This window comes from Dyella sp. C9 (genome assembly GCF_003332825.1).
Taxonomy (GTDB): Bacteria; Pseudomonadota; Gammaproteobacteria; order Xanthomonadales; family Rhodanobacteraceae; genus Dyella.
The window spans coordinates 115,477-137,271 of record NZ_QIRF01000009.1; the positions used below are offsets into that span (position 1 = coordinate 115,477).

Genomic DNA, 21,795 nt, shown 5'->3' on the forward strand with positions numbered 1-21,795 from the left:
GGCTCCACCTGTCTGGTGCCGGCCCCGTTACACGGGCGCCACCACGGTGCCCCGCACGCATTCGAACCGCATGACGTTTCGCACGATGTCACTGGTGATCAGCGCGGCACTGGCCCTGGCCAGTGGGCCCTCGATCGCCCGCACGGCGGCGCCTCCGCCCGACGCGGTCAGCGCCGCAACACCCGCCCAGCCGCTGCCGCCCGATCGCCTGAGGGATACGCTGAGCGCCTACCAGCAATGGCTGGCGCGACTGGACCAGCGCAACGCCGTCGCAGGCCTCGCCACCGCGGTGGTGCTGGACGACAAGGTGGTCTTCGAGGACACCATCGGCTACGCCGACGCGGCCACGCGCGAGCCGGTCACACCCGAGACGGTGTTTCGCCTGGCTTCACTGTCCAAGGCCTTCGCCACGGCGCTCACCGGCGTGCTCGTCAACGACGGCATGCTGAGCTGGGATACCCGCCTGGCGGCCGTGCTGCCGTTCTTCCACCTCAAGAGTGACAGCGCCGCCGAAGAGGCGACGGTACGCGACATTCTCGGGCAGCGCCTGGGCCTGCCCAAGAACACCTATGACGCCATGCTCGAGGAGAACGTCCCGTACGAGGAACTGGCGCGAAAGCTGGACGAAGTCAGCCTGACCTGCGACGTGGGCCAGTGCTATGGCTACCAGAACGTTGCCTTTAGCCTGATCGGCGACGTGGTCTACGCCCAGACCGGCGACTTCTTCAGTCGCCAGGTCGACAAGCGCATCTTCTTTCCGCTGGGCATGAAGACTGCCAGCTACGGCCGCGAAGGCCTGGAGGCGAGCAAGAGCTGGGCCCGCCCGCACCGGGCCAACGGCAACGCCTGGATTCCGTTCGAGCCCAAGGAGGCCTATTACCGCGTGGCCCCCGCGGCGGGTGTCAACGCCAGCCTGCGCGACATGGAGCAGTGGCTGATCGCACAGATGGGCGGCCGGCCGGACGTGCTGCCGGCACAACTGCTCGACACCCTGCATGCGCCCGAAGTCGATACGCCGGTGGAGCTGCGCTCCACGCCGTGGCGCAAGGCGCGCCTCAACGATGCGCATTACGCCCTCGGCTGGCGCGTGTTCGACTACAACGGCGAGACGCTGATCTTCCATGCCGGCGCGGTCGAGGGCTATCGAACCATGATCGCCTTCCTGCCCAAGTACCGAGTGGGCATGGTGACCATGTGGAACTCGTCCGGCCCGGAACCGACCGGATTGCTGCCCATGGTGTTCGACAGCTTGCTGGGGCTGCCGCATGTCGACTGGGCCGGCATCGAAAGCGATGCGCCGCCGCCCAAGGCGCCGGCTACGGCCAAGGGCAAGGCGCGCGGCAAGCCGAAGACGGCCGCAAGCACCACGGTCACCGACCGCTGACGCCATCGGCGGCTGCGCCGCTACGAAGCAAAAGGCGCCGCATGTCGCCATGCAGCGCCTTTGCTTCCTTCGCGGGCCACGCCTGCGCGTGGCTTGCGATCAGTTGAGCTTGAACACGATGCGGCGCTTGTCCTGCGAAGCGATGGGCGCGCCGTCCTGGGTGGCCGGCTGGTACTTCCAGCGACTCACCGCTTCGACCGCCGCACGATCGAACACATGGCGCGGCTCGGCATCCACCACCTTCACGTCATCCACGTTGCCTTCCGGCGTCACGGTGAAGGTCACCTCCACCCAACCTTCCTGGTTGGAACGCACCGCAGTGGTCGGATAGCGCGGACTGACGTTGCGCACCAGCACGGCGCCATGCGTACCACCGGAAGCGGTCGGCTGACTGGATGCTGCCGCGGTGGCTGGCTGCTGCTGGCGACTGGCTTCGGCCGCTGCCTGTTGCTGCTGTGCCAGGCGCGCCTGGGCCGCCTTTTGCTGCTGCTCGGCCAGGGCTTTCTGCTGTGCTTCGGCCGCCTGGCGATCGGCGTCGGCCTTGTCCGCCGCTGCCTTCTGCGCAGCCAACTGCGTCTGGCGCTCCTTGTCGGACGCCATCTGCTGTTCGCGATCCTGCAGTTTACGCTGGGCGTCGAGCTTGGAACGCAGGATGGTCAGCGTGTAGTTCGCCGGGTCTGCCTTGGCGAGCAGATCGATCTGGCGCTGCGCCTCGTTGAAGTCGCGCTGGTTGATGGTCTGCTCGGCCACGTTCGCGCCCACCGGGAAGGTTTCGCGCAAGGCATCGCTGGCCACCTGATTGCCGGGCTGCGTCTCCAGGACCTTGAGATAGAACTCGAACGCATTGTTGCCCGCAGGCGTGAGCAGGCGCTGCTCGTTCACCGCCTTGCGCGCCTCCGACAACAGCTGGTTGGTGCTCATCGCCGCCACGTTCGCCGGTGGCGGGCCGACCACCTTGTCCGCCGTCACGGGAGTCGACGGGTGTGCACCAGCCTCGGCATCCAGCAGGTCCTGGTGCGGCTTGAAGATGAGGAACCACGACGCCCCCGCCAGCACGGCGACGACGGCAACGATGGCGATGGCAGCGGGCCGAATGGCCCCACGCGCCCGGTGGCGCGCATGACGGATGTATCGGGTATCCATGGTCTCTCACCGAGTGGCATCAGATACCCGCGCTTTTTCCCCCTGTACATCCAGGAGCGGAGAACCTCCCCGGGCCCTCCGCGGCGCGGATGTGCGAAAGGTAACCGTAATGCAGCACTACGGCAAATCGCACGTAGCGTGCAGCGACTCACCGACGAAGAAACGCGGCAAGCGAGATGGCGCCACCACAACGATCCGATCGGCGATCCCGCTAGGAAATTTTCGTACCCCGGAAACGAAGCGTCCCGGCATGGGCCGGGACGAGTCGCTCTTTCGAATGACTCTCCCCGCGCTGGGCACCGCGGGGAGAAAAGTCGTCTTGCTTATTATTGGTAAGGCTTACTTCTTGGCAGCCTTGGTGGCCTTCGCGGCCTTGGGGGCCTTGGCAGCCTTGGTGGCCTTGACCACCTTGGCAGCAGCAGCCTTCTTCACGGTGCGCTTGGCGGCCTTCTTCGCCACCTTCTTGGTCGCAACCTTCTTCACGGCAGCCTTCTTGGCAGCCGCCGGACGCTTCTTAGCAACAGCCTTCTTGGCAACCTTCTTGACGGCAGCCTTCTTGGCGGCCGGCTTGCGGGCAACCGGCTTCTTCGCGGCGGCCTTCTTCACGGCGGTCTTCTTGGTCGCCTTCTTGGCGGCCGGCTTCTTTGCAGCGGCTTTCTTGGCAGTGGCCATAGTTCGTCTCAGCTCCTCATCAGTTGGCAGTGGTTGCCCAGTAAAAGCATGTAGGAACGCCTCCACCAGCAGGTCGCTGTTGGTGGCGTGCCGCAGATTGTTCACCTGACGACGGGTGCGTTCGTCAGATAGGGGCCTCAGGACGTGCAATGGAATCGAGACCGTGATCTTGCGTACTGCGCCGGCCTTTTCTCCATGCTCGACATAAGGCGGGATGAATTTCGATGTTGCCATGGCACCCGTTCTCCGTGTTCCGATGCGAAAGCTATTCCTGAAGATTTCAGCTGTCAATTGATTTTAGCCATGAAATCAATCCGTTTCATCCACCCCCAGGAGGGTCCAAACCCCCGCCGGACAAGGCCTTGAGGGGCTATAAGGGCATTTTCATATGGACGTCCATACCGCCAGACGAAAATACCCTAGGTCAAATAGAAAATGCCAAAAAAGCTCTAAAAACAAGGCATTTGAGACGATTAACTCCTTTACACCCACATAACCGCTAACTGACTGCCAGCACATGGATATCTCATCGCCGGCGAGCCTCTGAAAGACCCCCCGCGGATGAACAGAATGCGACTGAAATCTTTTTTCAGAAGCCGGACAGGATGTCGCCTCGCCCTGCCTTGGCCGCCCCGCCGATCCGTGCAGATGCCGTGTAGGAGGTGGCGATGTGCCCTTCAGCGGGATCCGCACGGCGTCGTTGGATGGCGCGAAGGGCGATCCAAGTGATCGCCGCTTCACGCCGGAAAACCGGTTTTGCACGGACGGCCATTCAAAAAGACGCCGGCCGCTGCGAGCGGCCGGCGTCGGGTAAAGCAGCGGGCGGCGAACGCTTAGTGGTCTTCGTTCTCGACCAGTTCGGCGTACGCGTCGGCATTGAGCAGCTCGTCGAGCTCGCCACGATCAGTGGCGCGGACCAGGAAGATCCAGCCATTGCCGAAGGCGTCTTCGTTGATGGTCTCGGGCTTGTCGTTGAGGGCCTCGTTGACCGCCACGATCTCGCCGGACACCGGGCTGTAGATGTCGGAGGCGGCCTTCACCGACTCGACCACGGCCACGCCATGGCCGGCCTGCACGCTGGCGCCGATTTCCGGCAGCTCCACGTACACCAGGTCGCCGAGCTGGCCCTGGGCGTGGTCAGAGATGCCCACGCGCACCAGGCCGTCGTCTTCGACGCGGGCCCATTCGTGGGACTTGAGGAATTTCAGATCGCCGGGAATCTCGCTCATGATCGAATCCAGTCTTTGATGTCGGGTCGTGGGTGGAGTGGCCATTCTAGCCGCTTCACCCGGATGGCAACACGGGCCACATGTCGCCCGTGTGCGGCGGAATCAGATGCCTTCCTGCGGCTTGCCGTCGCGCACGAAGGGATACTTCACCAGGCGCACCGGCACCTCACGGCCGCGGATGTCCACGCGCACGTCGCCCGCCTCGCCGGCGGGAATGCGCGCGAAAGCAACGGCCTTGTTGAGGGTAGGAGCGAAACTGCCGGACAGGATCTCGCCTTCGCCCTGGGCGGTGAGCACCTTCTGGCCGTGACGAAGCACGCCCTTCTCGTCGAGCACCAACCCCACCATCACGCGCTTCACCCCGGCGGCCTTCTGAGCTTCGAGCGCCTTGCGGCCAATGAAGTCACGCCCCTCGTCCAGCGCGATGGTCCAGCCAAGGTTGGCCTCCCACGGCGAGACGCTCTCGTCCATGTCCTGGCCGTAGAGATTCATGCCTGCTTCCAGGCGCAGCGTGTCGCGCGCACCCAGGCCCGCCGGCGCGACACCGGCGGCGGCCAGCGCCTGCCACAGTGCCACGGCGTGTTCCTCCGGCACGATGATCTCGAAGCCGTCCTCGCCGGTGTAGCCGGTGCGTGCCACGAACAGCGGCATGCCGTGCGGCCCCTGGGCGGCGGCCGCGGCGAACTTGCCGAGCTTGCCGATGCGCTCCTGGTCGATCCCGGCCAGCAGGCCGATCACCTTGGCGCGGGCCCCCGGGCCCTGCACGGCGATCATGGCGTACTCGGGACGCTCCTTGACCTGCACGTCGAAGGCCTTGGCCTGCTGCTCGATCCATGCAAGGTCCTTGGCGCGGGTGGCGGCATTCACCACCAGCCGGAAGAATTCCTCGCCCAGGAAGTACACGATCAGGTCGTCGATCACGCCGCCCTGTTCGTTGAGCATGCACGAGTACAGCGCCTTGCCCTGCACCTTGAGCTTGTCGACGCTGTTGGCCAGCAGGTGGCGCAGGAACTCGCGCGTACGCGCGCCATGCAGGTCGACCACGGTCATGTGCGAGACGTCGAACATGCCGGCGTCGCGGCGAACGGCGTGATGTTCCTCGATCTGCGAGCCGTAGTTGATCGGCATGTCCCAGCCGCCGAAATCGACCATGCGCGCACCGAGCGCGCGGTGGGTGTCATTGAGTACGGTCTTCTCGGTCATCGCAGTCGTGCTCTGGGGAAAACGACATTATCGCCGGGCGCATGGATACATTCCAAGCCGAATGGGCCGTGCGCGGACGTATCGCTGGCATCGTGCGGCGCAGCATGCACTCGACGCGATCGATATTCCCTGCGGCCGGAATGCGGCGCCCTGAATGTTTCGCGGAAGCAGAACCCAAGGCAAAGACGCTGGATTCCGGCTTTCGCCGGAATGGCGGTGAGGAAAGGCGATGCGCCGCGGGCGGCCAACCTCATACTGGTCATCCGTCGACCACCTTCATCCTCGTCATTCCGGCGAAAGCCGGAATCCAGTGCCTTCCCATGACGCCGGCAGTGTCGGAATCGCTGGACACCTGCGTTGCCTGGGATGAGCACGTCGGACGTCGTCGAAAACGCCCGAGGGCGATCAGGAAGGCACGTGCCCACCCTGCCCGCTCAGCAACTGCTCCACCACCTGTTCCGCCAGTTGCTCCGGCCGCAGCCCCGCCGTGCGCAGGTGCAGCTCGGCCTGTTCCGGCGCCTCGTAAGGCGAGTCGATGCCGGTGAAGTTGAGGATCTCGCCGGCGCGCGCCTTGCGATACAGCCCCTTCGGATCACGCCGCTCGCATTCCTCCAGCGTGGTGTCGACGAACACCTCCAGGAACTCGCCCTCTCCGAACAGGCCACGCGCGAAACGGCGCTCGCTCTGGAACGGCGAGATCACGCAGACCAGCACGATCAGGCCCGCATCCACCATCAGGTGCGCCACCTCGGCCACGCGGCGCACGTTCTCGACGCGCGCCTCCGCCGTGAAACCCAGGTCCTTGTTCAGGCCGTGGCGCAGGTTGTCGCCGTCGAGCATATAGGTGTGATAACCCAGTGCGTGCAGGCGCCGCTCGACCAGGTTGGCAACGGTGGACTTGCCCGCGCCCGACAGGCCAGTGAACCAGAGGCAGCGTGCCTGTTGGCCCTTGCTGGCGCTGCGGGCCTCCTTGTCCAGATCGGTGTGCTGCCAATGCACGTTGGCGGCACGGCGCAAGGCAAAGTCCAGCATGCCGCAGCCCACGGTGGCATTGGTCTGCCGGTCGATCAGGATGAAGCCGCCCAGGGTGCGGTCATCGGCGTAGGCCTCGAACGCGATGGCGTGGTCCAGGTCGACGTTGCAGTAGCCCACCTCGTTGAGCTCAAGCCGGCGCGCAGCCAGCTCGGCCTGCGTGTTCACGTCCACCTTGTGCTTGATGGTGGTGACGCGGGCATTGACCGTACGCGCACCGATCTTCAGCCAGTAGGCGCGATTGGGCAGCAGGGGCTCGTCCCCCATCCACAGCACGTGCGCCGCAAACTGGTCGGCCACCGGCGCCGGACGCGAGGCATCGGCGATCACGTCACCGCGGCTCACGTCGATTTCACGATCCAGCGTCAGCGTCACGGCCTGGCCTGCACGGGCTTCCGGCAGGTCGCCATCGGCGGTGACGATGCGCTCGATGCGGGCGCGCTTCATTGCCGGCTGCACCACCACTTCGCTGCCCACCGCAATGCAACCGCCACTGACCGTGCCGGCATAGCCACGGAAGGATGCATCAGGCCGGTTGACCCACTGCACCGGCAGGCGGAAGTCCGCAGCCTGGGTGGCCGCGGTGTCGGCGGTCTCGAGCAGCTCCAGCAGACAGGGCCCCTGATACCAGGAAAGACGTTCCGAGCGCCGCCCGACGTTATCACCACCCGGCGCCACCACCGGCAGGCAATGCACGCTGGCGATGCCGAGCTGGGTGGCGAGCTCGCGGTATTCGTGGGCGATCGCGGCGTAGATGTCCTCGCGGTAGTCCACCAGGTCCATCTTGTTCACCGCCAGCACCACCTGGCGAATGCCCATCAGTGCGCAGATGTAAGTATGCCGGCGCGTCTGCGGCAGCAGGCCCTTGCGGGCATCGACCAGCACCACCGCCAGCTCGGCGTTCGATGCTCCGGTGGCCATGTTGCGGGTGTACTGCTCGTGGCCCGGGCAGTCGGCCACGATGAAGCTGCGGCGCGGCGTGTGGAAGTAGCGGTAGGCCACGTCGATGGTGATGCCCTGCTGGCGCTCGGCGTCCAGGCCGTCGGTGAGCAGGGAGAAATCCAGCGCATCCGCATCGTCGGCATGCAGCTTGCGGCTGTCGCGGGCCAGGGCGGCCAGCTGGTCGTCCGGCACCATGCCGGCGTCATACAGCAAGCGGCCGAGCAAGGTGCGCTTGCCGTCATCGACGCTGCCGCAGGTGATGAAGCGCAACAGGTTGGTGGCGCCCTGAGCGGCGACGGGGGGGAGGTGCAGCGTCGTCATCAGAAGTAGCCCTCCTGCTTCTTGCGCTCCATCGAGGCGCTGCCGTCATGGTCGATTACCCGGCCCTGGCGCTCCGAGCTGCGCGAGGCGGCCATCTCCTTGATGATGGCGTCCAGCGTGGTCGCCGACGACTCCACCGCCCCGGTGAGCGGGTAGCAGCCCAGCGTGCGAAAGCGCACCTCCCGCATCTGCACCTGCTCGCCTTCGCGCAGGATGAAGCGCTCGTCGTCCACCATGATCAGCGCGCCGTCGCGTTCCACCACCGGCCGCGGCTGGGCAAAGTACAGCGGTACCACCGGGATGTTCTCGCGGCGGATGTAATGCCACACGTCCATCTCGGTCCAGTTCGAGAGCGGGAACACGCGCACGCTTTCGCCCTTGTGGATCCGGGTGTTGTAGGTGTGCCACAGCTCGGGTCGTTGGTGCTTCGGGTCCCATCGATGCTGGGCATTGCGGAAGGAGAACACGCGCTCCTTGGCACGCGACTTCTCCTCGTCACGGCGGGCACCGCCGATGGCAGCATCGAAACCGTATTTGTCCAGCGCCTGCTTCAGGGCCACCGTCTTCATCACGTCGGTGTGCACGGCCGAGCCGTGGGTCAGCGGCGAGATGCCCTGGCGCACGCCCTCCTCGTTGATGTGCACCAGCACTTCCACGTCGCCGGCAGCGGCGACCTGGTCGCGGAAGGCGATCATCTCGCGGAACTTCCAGGTGGTGTCCACGTGGAGCAAGGGCATCGGCGGGCGGGCCGGATAGAAGGCCTTGCGCAGCAGGTGCAGCAAAACCGAGGAGTCCTTGCCGATCGAGTAGAGCATCACCGGCCGCCCGAAGGCCGCCGCCGTTTCGCGGAAGATGTGGATGCTCTCGGCCTCGAGCGCGTCCAGGTGGGACATGGCAGACATACGTTGTTTCAGTGGCCTTTGGCTGGACGGCCGCCGGAGGCGGCCGGTCAAACGGTGAATCTAGCGGAAAACCGGCGAGGGAACAGCGTCGCTCGCCACGAGGGGGCAAGAACGCACGAGCGGGCCGCCCGCTGACCAGCACCCTCATTTCGTCACCCGGCCTGCGCAACACTCCACTAAGATCGACCCCATGAGTACATCGATGGCGACAGGAAGCGCACAACTCGATGCCACCGCCTCGCCGCCCCGCCCGCGCGGGGCGGGGGACTGGACCCTGGCCCACTTCGCCGCGCTGGAGCGCATCGTCGGCGCGCTGAAGGCCCCGTTGGCCACGGACACCACGGTCGATCTCAGCGGCCTGGGCGCACTGGACACCGCCGGAGCCTCGCTGCTGGTGGGCCTGCTGGGACCGGAGCGCCTGGCCAACCTGGCCAGCGCCGACCCGACCCTGCCCGCCGCGCAGCGCGCATTGCTGCAGACCGTGGGCACTGCCATGAGCGGCTACCACGAACCCCGCATCTCGCTGCGCAGCCACACCGTCACCGACGTGCTGGCCCGCATCGGCGCGGCGATGGAGAACATCTACCACCAGCAGGTGCGCCTGCTCGGCTTCATCGGCCTGACCCTGGAGACTTTCGCCCGCACGGTGTTCAAGCCGCGCAGCTGGCGCGTCACCTCGCTGGTGGCCCACGTGGAGGAAACCGGGCTCGATGCCGTGCCCATCGTGGCCCTGCTCACCTTCATGGTGGGCGCGGTGGTGGCCTTCCTAGGTTCCACCGTGCTGGCCGACTTCGGCGCCACCATCTATACGGTGGACCTGGTGGCCTATTCGTTCCTGCGCGAGTTCGGCGTGCTGCTCACCGCCATCCTGCTGGCTGGCCGCACCGCCAGCGCGTTCACCGCGCAGATCGGCTCGATGAAGGCCAACGAGGAGATCGACGCGATCCGTGCGCTCGGCCTGGACCCGATGGAGCTGCTGGTGCTGCCCCGGGTGCTGGCGATGCTGGCCGCGCTGCCCATGCTCACCTTCATCGCCATGATGTGCGGTCTCATCGGCGGCGGGCTGGTCTGCGCGCTGACGCTGGACATCCCGCCGGTGATGTTCATCAACCTGGTGAAATCGGATATCGCGGTACGGCACTTCCTGGTGGGCATCGCCAAGGCGCCGATCTTCGCCTTCCTGATCGCGGTCATCGGCTGCCTGGAAGGCTTCAAGGTTACCGGCAGCGCCGAGTCCGTGGGCGAGCACACCACCTCGGCCGTGGTGCAGTCGATCTTCGTGGTGATCCTGCTCGATGCGCTGGCCGCGCTGTTCTACATGGAGATGGGCTGGTGAACGCACGCCCCAAGCCTGCACCGCAGGAAGACGTGATCCAGGTGCGCAACCTGGTCAACCGTTTCGGCACGCAGACCGTGCACGAGCACCTGAACCTGGACGTTCGCCGCGGCGAGATCCTTGGCGTGGTCGGTGGCTCGGGCACCGGCAAGTCGGTGCTGTTGCGCAGCATCGTGGGGCTGCAACGCCCCACGTCTGGCCAGGTGCACGTGTTCGGCAAAGACCTGCTCAGCCTGTCGCCCGAACAGCGCTCGCTGGTGGAGCGGCGCTTCGGGGTGCTGTTCCAGAACGGTGCGCTGTTTTCCTCGCTCAACGTAGTGGAAAACGTGGCGATGCCGCTGATCGAGCACGCCGGCCTCACACGCCCCGATGCCCAGCGGCTGGGTGGCGTGAAGCTGGCCCTCGCCGGCCTGCCGGCGGGCACCGAGACCAAGTACCCCTCCGAACTGTCCGGCGGCATGGTCAAGCGCGCCGCGCTGGCCCGCGCGCTGGCGCTGGACCCGGAGATCCTGTTCCTGGACGAACCCACCGCCGGCCTGGATCCGATCAGCGCCGCGGCGTTCGACCAGTTGATCCTGACCCTGCGCGACGCGCTGGGCCTGACCGTGTTCCTGGTCACCCACGACCTGGACACGCTGTATACGATCTGCGACCGCGTGGCCGTGCTGTCGCAGAAGAAGGTGCTGGTGGTCGGCCCGCTCGACGAGGTCGCGCAGTTCAACGACCCCTGGGTGCAGTCGTATTTCCACGGCCCGCGCGGCCGCGCCGCCGAAGAGGCGCATGAGCGCGATCCATCCCCCGAGGTGAAGTGATATGGAAACACGAGCCCATCACGTGCTGATCGGCCTGTTCACGGTGATCGTGGTGGCCGCCGCGCTGCTGTTCGCGCTGTGGCTGGCCAAGTCCAGCAGCGACCGCCAGTTCTCCTACTACGAGGTGGTGTTCAATGAAGCCGTCACCGGCCTCTCGCAGGGCAGCGCCGTGCAATACAACGGCATCAAGGTCGGCGATGTCACCCAGCTGAAGCTGGACAAGCAGGATCCGCGCAAGGTGCTGGCATCGATTCGCCTCGGCGGTGACACGCCGGTGCGCCAGGACACGCATGCCAAGCTCGCCCTCACCGGCGTCACCGGGCTGGCCGTGATCCAGCTCAGCGGCGGCTCGCCGGAAAGCCCGCCGTTGCAGGGCAGGAATGGCGAACTGCCGGTGATCGTGGCGGACCCCTCGCCGCTCAGCCGCATCCTCGCCAACGGCGAGGACCTGATGGTCAACATCAACGAGGTGGTGGCACGCGCCAGTGCGCTGTTGTCGCCGGAGAACATGGACCGCATCAGCCGCACGCTGGATCATCTGGACAAGGCCACCGGCGCCATCGCCGACCAGCGAGACGACATCCGCACCCTGCTCAAGCAGCTGGCCGCGGCCAGCAAGCAGGCCAATGACACCCTGGCCCAGGCTCAGCAACTGGTGCAGAACACCAATGGGCTGGTCGACAACCAGGCGCGTGCCACGCTGGACAGCGCGAAGAACGCGCTGGCCTCGGTGGAGCGCGTCACCGCGAACATCGACCGCCTGGTCAACGACAACCGTGCCGCCATCAGCGGCGGCATGCAGGGCTTCAGCGAGCTGGGTCCGGCCGTGCGCGAGCTGCGCGACGCCGCCAGTTCATTGCGCGGCATCTCGCGCCGCCTCGACGACAACCCGGCCAGCTTCCTGCTGGGCCGCGACCGCAGCAAGGAGTTCGTGCCATGAAGCTGCCCTTCCGACCGTTCGCCGCCGGCGCCCTCCTTGCGCTGCTTGCCGCATGCTCGGTCTTGCCCAAGGCGGAGTCGCCCGACATCTACCGCCTGCCCGAAACACCGCTGCCCCGCGCGCAGGCGCCGGCCGTGGACTGGTCGCTGCGCGTGGATACGCCGCTGGCCGAACGCATGGTGGACAGTTCGCGCATCACCGTGCTGCCTGACGGCAACGTGGTGAGCGTGTACCAGGGCGCGCGCTGGAGCGACAACGGCACCACCCTGCTGCGCAACCGCCTGCTCGATGCGTTCCGCGACGACGGCCGTATCGCGGCCTTGAGCAGCGACGACAGCAGCCTGCAGGCCGATTACTCGCTGACCGGCGACCTGCGCGCATTCCAGTCCGAATACCAGGGCGGGCAACCGGTGGTGGTGATCCGCTTCGATGCGCGACTGGTGCAGAACAACGGCCTGCGCATCATCGCCACCCGGCGCTTCGAAGTGAGCCAGCCGGTGGGTGGCACGACGGTGCCGCAGGTGGTTGCGGCCTTCGGCCAGGCCAGCGATGCATTGGCGGGACAGCTGGTGAGCTGGACCATGCAACACTCGTTGCAGGCCCATCCACACATCGACTGAGCGGCATCAGCGGCCGGACGATGCAATCTGGCGGAAGGTGAGGTTGAGCCGCGGCCCGACCGCGGCGCTGGTCTTGGGCAGGTCGTGCACGTAGCGCTTCTGCGTGTCGCCCGCCATGCGCAGCAGGCTGCCGTGCCCCAGTTCGATCACGTGTAGCTGGGCGCTCTCCTGCCCGCGCCGCGACTTCATTCGAAAACGCCGCACCGCGCCCAGGCTCAGCGAGGCGATCACCGGGTGTTCGCCCAGCTCGTGCTCGTCGTCGCTGTGCCAGCTCATCGAGTCGCGGCCGTCACGGTACAGGTTGGCCAGCACGCTGTTGAAACGCGCGCCGCAGGCCTCCTGCACGCGCAGGCGCAAGGCGGACAGTTCCGGTATCCACGGTCGTGGCTCGAAACGGGTGCGCGAATACACATAGGTCGCATCGGGGTCACCGATCCAGCAGCTCAGGCGTGGCGAATCCACCTCTCGACCGTAGATGCGGATGCGATGGGTCTCCCACGGAATGGCCGCGGTCAGGCCCGCCAGCAGCCGGTCGGCCTCCGACGCATCGAGCCAGCCGGGCCACAGCGACAGCTCCGCGCCGGGCAGCGGCAGGGCCTGCCAGCCGGGTTCTGCCACGTGGTCGAACAGGCTCACTGCATTCGCCCTTTGCTCATGCCATCTGCCGCGTTGCGTCGTCAGCGGATCGCCGGGAAGGCCGGTTCCACGTCCAGCGTGGCGGCACACACGGAGGCCAGCTCCAGCAGGCGCAGGTCCGAGCCGCGCGCGCCCACCAGCTGCAGGCCGATCGGCATGCCGTCGGGCAGGTAGCCCATGGGAATGTTCACCGCCGGACAACCGGCAAGGCTGGCGAAACTGGTGAGGTCGGCCTGCGAATCGGGCACCGGGCAATCGAGCGGGAACGCGCCCTGCGGCGTGGTGGGCAGCACCAGCACGTCGATCTGCGCAAACAAGCGGCGCATCTTCAGGGTGGCGGCGTCGAGCACGCGATCGGCAGCCGCGTAGTCGGCCGCGCTCTTGCCTGCAGCGTAGCCGAGCAGTCGGCGGAAATGCTCCGACACCCGCTGCTCGGTGTTGGCGAGGTCATCGGCGAAGGTGCCGAGCATCTCCGCTTCCATCAGCAACAGGCCGGCGCGCCGGGTACGCGCGAAATCCCAGTCGGAGAAATCGACCGTGCGGCGTTCGCCCAGCTCGCGCGGCCACTGCGCCAGGGCGGCCTCGAATACCGCGATCACCTCCGGCTTCACGCCCACCGCGGCGAGGTCAGGCAGGAAGCCCGCGCGCAGGCGCCCCGGCTCCCAATCCGGCGGCGCCAGGGCCACGCGGCGACGGCGCGAACGCGCGTCATCGGCGTCGTACCCCGCCAGCACCTGCAGCAGCACGGTGAGGTCGTCGGCGCTGCGCGCCAGTAATCCGACCGTATCGAGGCGGCGGGCCGCGGCCACCATGCCACGGGTGGAAATCTCGCCGTGGGTCGGCTTGAGCGCATACAGGCCGCAATAACTGGCCGGGATGCGGATCGAGCCCAGGCTGTCGGACCCGATCGCGGCCACCGCCAGGCCAGCCGCCACGGCCGCGGCCGCGCCGCCGGAGGAGCCGCCCGCGGTATAGCCGGGGCGATGGGGATTCTGGGTCGGGCCATGATGGGGGTTGTCGGTGACCGCGCCCAGCGCGCCCTCGTCCATGTTGGTCTTGCCGATCAGCACCGCCCCGGAGGCGCGCAGCCGCGCCACCGCGTGGGCGTCCTCCACGGCTGGCTGGCGACGACCGGCCAGGCCGGCCGTGGTGGGCCAGCCGGCCACGTCGAAATTGTCCTTGAGCGCCACCGGAATGCCGTCAAGCCGCCCGATGACTCCGTCCCGCCGCCGGTGTTCGGCGGCCAGGGCCTGCTCCTGCATCAGCGCCGGACTCAGGCTCACATAGGCGTTGAGCTCGGGATTGAAGCGCTCGATCGCCTCCAGGTAGACCTCCGACAGGGCCTGGGGCCGTACGCGTTCCACCGCCAGCCAGTGCAGCAGCTGGCACATGGTGGCGCGGCGCAGGTCGATGTCGCTGATCGGTGGCTGTTGGCTCATGGCTTCTTCCCTGGACACACGCCCGGATTATCGCCACCGGGCATGAAGGGATTGCAAGGATGTCGCCACATTGCCCGATACCGCCCGAACCCGGACAATGCCGGTTTGCCCCGTGTCCATACGTGAGGGAACGGTACCGTGCCGCACTAGCCAGCTGGAGTCCGCCATGAGCGACCGCGAAACCATGGAATACGACGTCGTCGTCGTGGGGGCCGGCCCGTCCGGGCTTTCCTTTGCCATCCGTCTCAAGCAGCTCAAGCCCGAGCTGAGCGTGTGCGTGATCGAGAAGGCCTCGACCATCGGCGCGCAGATCCTGTCCGGCGCGGTGATCGAGCCGCAGCCGCTGGACGCGCTGCTGCCGGGCTGGCGCGACAACCCGCCGCCGATCTGCGTGCCGGCCACCGAAGACGAGTTCTGGCTGCTCAGCAAGACCGGCGCCCGCAAGCTGCCGGTGCCGCCGGGCATGAACAACCATGGCAACTTCATCGTGTCGCTGGGCGCGATGTGCGCGTGGCTGGCCCCGCAGGCCGAGGCGCTGGGCGTGGACGTGTTCCCGGGCTTCGCCGCCGCCGACACCGTCTACAACGAGGACGGCTCGGTCGCCGGCGTGCGCATCGGCGACATGGGCGTGGCCAAGGACGGTTCGCACAAGCCGGGCTACACCCAGGGCATCGACATCAAGGCCAAGGTCACCGTGCTGGCCGAGGGCGCGCGCGGCAGCCTCACCAAGCAGCTGATCAAGCGCTTCAAGCTGGACAAGGACAGCGACCCGCAGGGTTACTCCATCGGCATCAAGGAACTCTGGCAGGTGCCGGCGGGCCGCGTGCAGCCGGGCAAGATCGTGCACAGCTTCGGCTGGCCGGCCGACAGCCATACCTATGGCGGCAGCTTCCTCTATCACCTGGACAAGGACCGCATCGCGCTCGGCTACGTCAGCGGCCTGGACTACTCCGATCCCAACTACCAGCCGTGGGAAGCCTTCCAGCAGTGGAAGAACCACCCCTCGGTGAAATCGCTGCTGGAAGGCGGCAGCATCCTCTCGGCCGGTGCCCGCGCCATCGTCACCGGTGGCTACCAGTCGCTGCCCAAGGTGGAGATGCCCGGCGCCCTGCTGATCGGCGACACCGCCGGCCTGCTCAACGTGCCCAAGATCAAGGGCACCCACCAGGCCATCAAGAGCGGCATGCTGGCCGCCGAGCACCTGGTCGCCAACGACCTGAACCCCGCCGGCTTCGACGCCAAGCTGCGCGCCTCGGATGTGATGGCCGAGTTGAAGAAGGTGCGCAACGTGAAGCCGGGCTTCAAGAAGGGCCTGTGGTTCGGCATGCTGAACGCGGCCTGGGAAACCGCCGTCGGCGGCGCCTCGCCGTGGACGCTCAAGAACAAGGCCGACTGGTCGTCGCTGCACAAGCTGGGTGAGTGTGAAGAACCCAAGCGCGACTACGTGCAGCCGCGCGAGCTGCCGCCGCGCGACCGCCTCGCCGCCGTCTACTTCGCCGCCACCGAGCATGACGAAGACCAGCCCATCCATCTGCACGTGACCGATACCGACGTGTGCGTCACCAAGTGCACGGTGGAATTCGGCAACCCCTGCACCCGCTTCTGTCCGGCAGGGGTCTACGAAATCGTCGACGACACCAAGCCCGACGGGAGCAGCGGCAAGCGCCTGCAGATCAACGCCGCCAACTGCGTGCACTGCAAGACCTGCGACATCAAGGACCCCTACCAGATCATCAACTGGGTGACGCCGGAAGGCGGCTCGGGGCCGAACTACCAGAATCTGTGAACAACGTTTTCGCCTGGCGCCTGAGCCGCCTCATCTATTTCGTCCGCCGCGTGAAGGGCAGCATTGCCCAGCGCGGCTGGCACGGTGCGTTCAAGCGTCTCGTCCAGCAGCGGCAGGGCCTGCGCTCGATGCTTTGGCCCAGGGCGGAGGCCTCGGCCTTGCCGGTCCCCGCCATCACCGACCGGGAAGGCGCACGACGCCTGCTCGTCATCGAAAGCATGGTGCCGGACCCGGTCAGGGACTCCGGCTCCATGCGGCTGTCGCACATGCTGGGACTGCTCCACGAGGATGGCTGGCGCATCGACTTCATCGCCGCCGACGGATTCGCCACCCCTGACGACGTGGTGCGTCTGGCCGACCTGGGCGTGCATTACCAGCCGCAGAACCCGCTCGACTGGCTCCGCCGCGAAGGAGGCAAGCTCGACGCCGTCATGCTGAGCCGGCTGCCGGTGGCGGCACAGTACCTGGATGTCGTCCGGCAGCAGGCCCCGCGGGCCACCATCGTCTTCGACACGGTGGACCTGCACTTCGTGCGCGAGCAGCGCGCCGCGGCCCTGACCGGCAACGCCCGGCTGCTGCGCCACGCCGTGCAGTCGCGCAAGCACGAGATCGACGCGATTTCCCGCAGCGACGTCACCCTGGTGGTCAGCCCGGAAGAGCAGGCCACCCTGGCGCGCGAGTTGCCCGGCGCGCGCGTGGAGCTGGTGAGCAACATCCACGAGGTATACGGGCGCAAGCAGGGCTTCAAGGCCCGCAAGGACCTGCTCTTCGTCGGGGGTTTCGGCCATCCGCCGAATGCCGACGCCGTACGCTGGTTTGCCGACGAGATCCTGCCGCTGCTGCGCGCGCAGGAGCCGGCACTGGTGTTGCATGTGGCCGGCGACATCGACGATGCCTCTCGCCGCAGCCTTACCCGCGAGGGCCTTCGCATCCATGGGCGCGTGGGCGACATCGCCCCGCTGATGGAACAGTGCCGCGTGTCCGTGGCGCCACTGCGTTTCGGTGCGGGAGTGAAGGGCAAGGTCAACCTCGCCATGAGCTACGGCTTGCCGGTGGTGGTGACCTCCATTGCCGCCGAGGGCATGCACCTGGAGGATCGGGTCAACGCGATGATCGGCGACGGCGCGGAAGCTTTTGCGCAGGCCGTGCTGCAGGTGTACCGCGATGAGGGACTTTGGTCCCGCCTCTCCGACGCCTCGCTGCAAAACGTCCACGACCATTTCTCGGTGGAGCAGGCCCGCGCCAGTCTCAGGCGCGTATTCTCTGTCATCGACCCGACGCCGCGAGCCTGACGTGAAGCGCCTCCTGACGCCCCTGCGACGATGGCTGGCCGCCAGGCCCAGGCTGCGCCGGCAACTCACGCTGATCGTCTACCGTTTTCCCGCGCTCGACATGCGCCTGCGCGGGTTGCTGCATGCCAACGAGCGCAGCAGCGCCGACTGCCGCGTGGATGCGGCCCACCTGGGCGCTCCGGCGCGAGTGGTGCAGGCCCGGTTGCGCGCCCGGATGCCTAGTCGATGAAGATCGTCCTGGACATGCAAGGCGCCCAGTGCCAGAGCCGCCATCGCGGCATTGGCCGCTACAGCCTCGAGCTGGCCAAGGCGTTTGCTGCGCTCGCAGGCCAGCGGCATGACCTGCAGTTTGCGTTCAACGCGCAGCTCGACGAAGCGACCGATGCGTTGATAGCCGCCCTGCAGCCGCAGGCGGACAGGTCCCATCGCTTGATGATCAAGTCGTTGCCGCGCGTGGCCGCCCAGGGCGCGGAAAACACGGCGCGCAGGCAGGCCGCCGAGCAGGTGATGCGGCTCGCGCTCGACCAGCAGCATGCCGACGTCGTCTGGTACAGCAGCATGATCGAGGGCTACGTCGACGATGCGGTGATTCCGGAACTGCCGGTGCGGCGCGGCCTGTCGGTGGCGACGTTGTATGACCTGATACCGCTGCACGATCCGGACGCCTACCTTGGCCACCCGCGCGTGCGCGCCTGGTACGACGCCAAGGTGAAAGCCATGGCGCAATGCGACCTGTTGTTGGCGATCTCCGACTGGGTTCGCGACGATGCCCTCGCACGCCTGCAGCTGCCCGCGGAACGCGTGGTCACCGTCGGCGCCGGCGTCGACCCGCGCTTTGCGCGCCCCGCCGACATGCGCGGCCTGGCCGAACGTACCCGCCAGGCCCACGGCATTCATCGCCCCTATGTGCTGTACAACGGCGGCTTCGACCCGCGCAAGAACGTCGCCGGACTGATCGCGGCCTACGGCGCCCTGCCCCCTTCGTTGCGCGAGCAGTACCAGCTGGTGATCGTGGGACGCATCGGTACTGAGCCGATGTCGCTGCTTTCGGCAGCCATGCGTGAAGCGCGCCTGCCGGCCTCGTCGGTGGTCTTCACCGGCTACGTGCCGGACGGGGCACTGGTCAACCTGTACGCCTGCTGCGAGCTGTTCGTCTTCCCTTCCAGTATGGAGGGATTCGGGCTGCCGCCGCTGGAAGCCATGGCCTGCGGCGCACCGGTGATCGGCAGCCGCACCACCAGCCTGCCGGAAGTGATCGGCGAACCCTCGGCGATGTTCGATCCCTCCGACCGCGACGCGATCACCCGCATGATGCGCGAGGTGCTGGAGCAGCCCGCGCGCGCGCAGGCGCTGCGCGCGCACGGCGCACGCCAGGCCCGCAAGTTCAGCTGGCCGGCGGTCGCCGAGCGCGCCCTGCTGGCCATCGAGGCGCGTGCAAGCCAGCCTGCCCGGCCTCCGGCGCCGGCAGCACCAGGCAAGCCCCTGCTGTATTGCTTGCATGACACGCCATTGCCCGCATGGCTGAAGGATCTGGAACAGCACTACCGCATGGAGGTGACGGCGCTGCCCACCGCCATGCCTGAAGCGGGCGCGACCTTGTCCGCACGCCTGCGCACGGCCGATCGCATCCTCTACGTGGGGCATGCCGCAGGGGGCTCGCGACTTTCCGCGTGGATGCAAGTGTGGCCCGGCGCCCTGCTGGCGGCAGCGGGCTCCAACGCCCCGCCGCCCCCCATCGACCGCATCACCCGATCGCGCAGTGCCTATGCTTCGCACGGCTACGCCGCGCTGCTGGGCGACGTACCTCCCGCCTGTGACTCCCCCACGCCAGACAGCGGCTGCCTCGGCACCCTGGTTACGGATCCCGCCGAGCCCGAGCCGGCCGCGGCCTGCGCCCGCCAGTTGGAAGCCTGGTACGCGGCTTCGCCGCTGGCGGACCAGACGCGCGCGCTGGACGAACTCGCCCAGGGCGTCACCGCGTCGCTGGACGAGGATGACCTCGCCCGCGTCTGTGACGCCATCGCCGCCAGCATGCCGCCCTCTGGGCCGCGGCGATGGCTGGTCGACGTCACCCAGATCGCCCGGCACGATATCGGCACGGGGGTCCAGCGTGTCGTGCGATCGGTATTGCGGCAATGGCTACTGCAGCCGCCACGCGACGTGCGGATCGAACCGGTGGCGCTGGTCGACGGCCACTACCGCTACGCACGGCACTACGCGCTCGGCTTACTGGGCCTGGAAGCCGGGCTGCTGGACGATGACTTCGTCAGCATCCGCGCAAACGACACCTACGTCGGCCTGGACTGGAGCGCGGAGACGCTCGCCGCCGGTGAACCACTGCTGCGCGAATGGCACCGCGCCGGCGTGGACATGCACTTCGTGGTCCACGACCTGCTGCCGCTGACCCTGCCCGACGCGTTCCATCCGTTCGCCCGCGAACTGTTTGCCGGCTGGCTGCGCCGCGTGTGCACGCTGGCCGACCGGCTGCATTGCGTATCGCGCGCCACCGCCGATGAACTGGCGCGCTGGATGACCAGCACCGACCTGCCCTATCAATTTGGCCAGGCGCCCTCCATCGCCAGCTTCCATCTGGGCGTGGAACCCACGACGCCCCGTACCGACCCCGCGGCGCTGCCATCGCCGCTGGCACAGGCCGCCGCCCAGCGCCCGACGCTGTTGATGGTGGGCACACTGGAGCCGCGCAAGGCCCACGAGCTTGCGCTCGACGCGGTGGAACGCCTCTGGACCCGGCAGATCGACGCCAACCTGGTGATCGTCGGACACCACGGCTGGCTGGTCGAGAATCTCATCCGGCGACTGGAAGGACACACCGAACGCGATCGCCGGCTGTTCTGGCTGGCCGATGCCGACGACGCTACGCTGGAGGCGATCTACGCCGCGGCGACCGCCCTGCTCGCGCCATCGCTGGGCGAAGGCTTCGGCCTTCCGCTGATCGAGGCGGCGCACCACCAGCTGCCGGTGATCGCGCGCGACCTGCCGGTATTTCGCGAAATCATGGGGGACTACCCCCACTATTTTCGCGCCACCGACGCCGACGGACTCGCGCAGAGCCTGGCCCAATGGCTTGCCGAGCGCCCCCAGCCCGGGGCCCCCGCCCCCTGGCCCGATTGGGCCCGCAGCGCGGCCGCGCTGGCCGGGGCGGTCGGGCAAGTTCGCCAAGGCGAAGGGGTTCAAACGATCGTTTGAACCGCGCTACAATGCATAATCGACTTCTTTCAGATGTCTCCGCCCCGGTGGAAACGCAACTCTAAGGACCCGCACATGAAGATCCTTGTCGGCTACAAGCGCGTCGTGGACTACAACGTCCGCATCCAGGTGAAGCCCGATGGCACGGGCGTCGTGACCGACGGCGTGAAGCTCTCCGCCAACCCGTTCGACGACATCGCCCTCGAGGAAGCCCTGCGCCTGCGCGAGAAGGGCGTAGCCGAGGAAGTCGTGGTCGTGGGCATCGGCCCGGCCGACCTCACCGCACACCTGCGCAACGGCCTGGCCATGGGCGCCAACCGCGCCATCCACGTGGTGACCACCGATGCCGTGCAGCCGTTGACCGCCGCCCGCGTGTTCCAGAAGCTGATCGAGAAGGAACAGCCTGGCCTGGTCATCCTGGGCAAGCAGGCCATCGACGACGACGCCAACCAGACCGGCCAGATGCTGGCCGCACTGTGGGACCGCCCGCAGGCCACCTTCGCCAGCAAGGTCGAGATCGCCGACGGCAAGGCCACGGTGACCCGCGAGGTCGACGCCGGCCTGGAAGTGATCGAAGCCGAACTGCCGGCAGTGATCACCACCGACCTGCGCCTCAACGAGCCGCGCTTCATCAAGCTGCCGGACATCATGAAGGCCAAGTCCAAGCCGATCGACACCATCGAGCTCGGCTCGCTGGGCGTGGAAGCCAACGACCATCTCAAGACCACGCACTACGCCGCGCCGGCCAAGCGCAGCAAGGGCGTGATGGTGAAGGATGCGGCCGAACTGGTCGCGGCGCTGAAGCAGAAGGGCCTTTTGTGATCAAAAGCTGATCACAACCCGGCCATCCATGGCCGGACTCTTCAATAAAAGCCCCCTGTCCCACGTTTGAGGGAACA

The 21,795-nt window shown here is 67.2% G+C and carries 18 protein-coding genes; 10 read left to right on the plus strand and 8 right to left on the minus strand.

All coding sequences use genetic code 11. The annotated features are described in order from the left end of the window. The first annotated feature begins 70 nt into the window (after positions 1-70). Entirely contained in the window at positions 71-1,384 is a 1,314-nt protein-coding gene (locus DVU99_RS12350; protein WP_114240515.1) for a serine hydrolase, read from the plus strand. A 99-nt stretch (positions 1,385-1,483) separates the two neighbouring features. On the opposite strand, the gene DVU99_RS12355 is transcribed toward DVU99_RS12350, so the two are convergent. The 6 genes from DVU99_RS12355 to cysD form a co-directional block, all read right to left on the minus strand. Continuing rightward, positions 1,484-2,527 carry an energy transducer TonB gene (locus tag DVU99_RS12355; RefSeq protein WP_114240516.1) on the minus strand — a complete coding sequence of 348 codons (1,044 nt, stop codon included), beginning with the start codon at positions 2,525-2,527 and terminating at the stop codon, positions 1,484-1,486. 339 nt (positions 2,528-2,866) lie between these two features. Then, the gene (gene metJ, locus DVU99_RS20235) at positions 2,867-3,433 is read right to left on the minus strand and encodes a met regulon transcriptional regulator MetJ (protein WP_114240517.1); all 567 of its coding nucleotides are present in this window, start codon (positions 3,431-3,433) and stop codon (positions 2,867-2,869) included. A 599-nt stretch (positions 3,434-4,032) separates the two neighbouring features. Continuing rightward, a complete protein-coding gene (gcvH, locus tag DVU99_RS12365; RefSeq protein WP_114240518.1) occupies positions 4,033-4,428 on the minus strand; it encodes a glycine cleavage system protein GcvH in 396 nt (131 codons plus the stop codon). A 102-nt stretch (positions 4,429-4,530) separates the two neighbouring features. Continuing rightward, positions 4,531-5,631, minus strand: coding sequence for a glycine cleavage system aminomethyltransferase GcvT (gene gcvT / locus DVU99_RS12370; protein ID WP_114240519.1), 1,101 nt, complete (start codon positions 5,629-5,631; stop codon positions 4,531-4,533). A gap of 405 nt (positions 5,632-6,036) precedes the next feature. Next, positions 6,037-7,926 (minus strand): sulfate adenylyltransferase subunit CysN, encoded by a 1,890-nt coding sequence (cysN, locus tag DVU99_RS12375; protein ID WP_114240520.1) that lies wholly within the window; start codon positions 7,924-7,926, stop codon positions 6,037-6,039. Further along, the gene (gene cysD, locus DVU99_RS12380) at positions 7,926-8,840 is read right to left on the minus strand and encodes a sulfate adenylyltransferase subunit CysD (RefSeq protein WP_255412915.1); all 915 of its coding nucleotides are present in this window, start codon (positions 8,838-8,840) and stop codon (positions 7,926-7,928) included. Before cysD ends, cysN begins: the two co-directional genes overlap by 1 nt. A gap of 178 nt (positions 8,841-9,018) precedes the next feature. On the opposite strand from cysD, the gene DVU99_RS12385 reads away from it, so the two are divergent. The 4 genes from DVU99_RS12385 to DVU99_RS12400 are packed head-to-tail and all read left to right on the plus strand — an operon-like array spanning position 9,019 to position 12,536. Continuing rightward, entirely contained in the window at positions 9,019-10,164 is a 1,146-nt protein-coding gene (locus DVU99_RS12385; protein WP_114240522.1) for an ABC transporter permease, read from the plus strand. Continuing rightward, complete coding sequence (locus DVU99_RS12390) at positions 10,161-10,976, plus strand: ABC transporter ATP-binding protein (RefSeq protein WP_255412914.1); 816 nt, start codon at positions 10,161-10,163, stop codon at positions 10,974-10,976. The genes DVU99_RS12385 and DVU99_RS12390 overlap by 4 nt, the downstream gene beginning before the upstream one ends. 1 nt (position 10,977) lies before the next feature. Further along, positions 10,978-11,916 (plus strand): MlaD family protein, encoded by a 939-nt coding sequence (locus tag DVU99_RS12395; protein ID WP_114240523.1) that lies wholly within the window; start codon positions 10,978-10,980, stop codon positions 11,914-11,916. Further along, on the plus strand, positions 11,913-12,536 hold the full coding sequence (locus DVU99_RS12400; RefSeq protein WP_114240524.1) for an ABC-type transport auxiliary lipoprotein family protein: 624 nt from the start codon (positions 11,913-11,915) through the stop codon (positions 12,534-12,536). Before DVU99_RS12395 ends, DVU99_RS12400 begins: the two co-directional genes overlap by 4 nt. Before the next feature lie 6 nt (positions 12,537-12,542). Here the strand turns inward: DVU99_RS12400 and DVU99_RS12405 are convergent, their stop codons facing one another. Both DVU99_RS12405 and DVU99_RS12410 read right to left on the minus strand, forming a co-directional pair. Continuing rightward, a complete protein-coding gene (locus tag DVU99_RS12405) occupies positions 12,543-13,166 on the minus strand; it encodes an alpha-ketoglutarate-dependent dioxygenase AlkB (protein ID WP_232823589.1) in 624 nt (207 codons plus the stop codon). Between the two features lie 47 nt (positions 13,167-13,213). Then, positions 13,214-14,611 carry an amidase gene (locus DVU99_RS12410; protein WP_114240525.1) on the minus strand — a complete coding sequence of 466 codons (1,398 nt, stop codon included), beginning with the start codon at positions 14,609-14,611 and terminating at the stop codon, positions 13,214-13,216. Positions 14,612-14,777: 166 nt separating this feature from the next. Between DVU99_RS12410 and DVU99_RS12415 the strand changes: the two genes are divergently transcribed. The 5 genes from DVU99_RS12415 (at position 14,778) to DVU99_RS12435 (ending at position 21,718) form a co-directional block, all read left to right on the plus strand. Beyond that, positions 14,778-16,397, plus strand: a complete 1,620-nt coding sequence (locus tag DVU99_RS12415) for an electron transfer flavoprotein-ubiquinone oxidoreductase (protein WP_114240526.1) — start codon at positions 14,778-14,780, stop codon at positions 16,395-16,397. Further along, on the plus strand, positions 16,394-17,689 hold the full coding sequence (locus tag DVU99_RS12420; RefSeq protein WP_114240527.1) for a glycosyltransferase: 1,296 nt from the start codon (positions 16,394-16,396) through the stop codon (positions 17,687-17,689). The genes DVU99_RS12415 and DVU99_RS12420 overlap by 4 nt, the downstream gene beginning before the upstream one ends. A 1-nt stretch (position 17,690) precedes the next feature. Continuing rightward, positions 17,691-17,918: a hypothetical protein gene (locus DVU99_RS12425; protein ID WP_114240528.1), complete on the plus strand. Its 228-nt coding sequence runs from the start codon at positions 17,691-17,693 to the stop codon at positions 17,916-17,918. Next, positions 17,915-20,896: a glycosyltransferase family 1 protein gene (locus tag DVU99_RS12430; RefSeq protein WP_114240529.1), complete on the plus strand. Its 2,982-nt coding sequence runs from the start codon at positions 17,915-17,917 to the stop codon at positions 20,894-20,896. Before DVU99_RS12425 ends, DVU99_RS12430 begins: the two co-directional genes overlap by 4 nt. 75 nt (positions 20,897-20,971) lie before the next feature. Then, the gene (locus tag DVU99_RS12435) at positions 20,972-21,718 is read left to right on the plus strand and encodes an electron transfer flavoprotein subunit beta/FixA family protein (protein WP_114240530.1); all 747 of its coding nucleotides are present in this window, start codon (positions 20,972-20,974) and stop codon (positions 21,716-21,718) included. Positions 21,719-21,795: the final 77 nt, after the last annotated feature.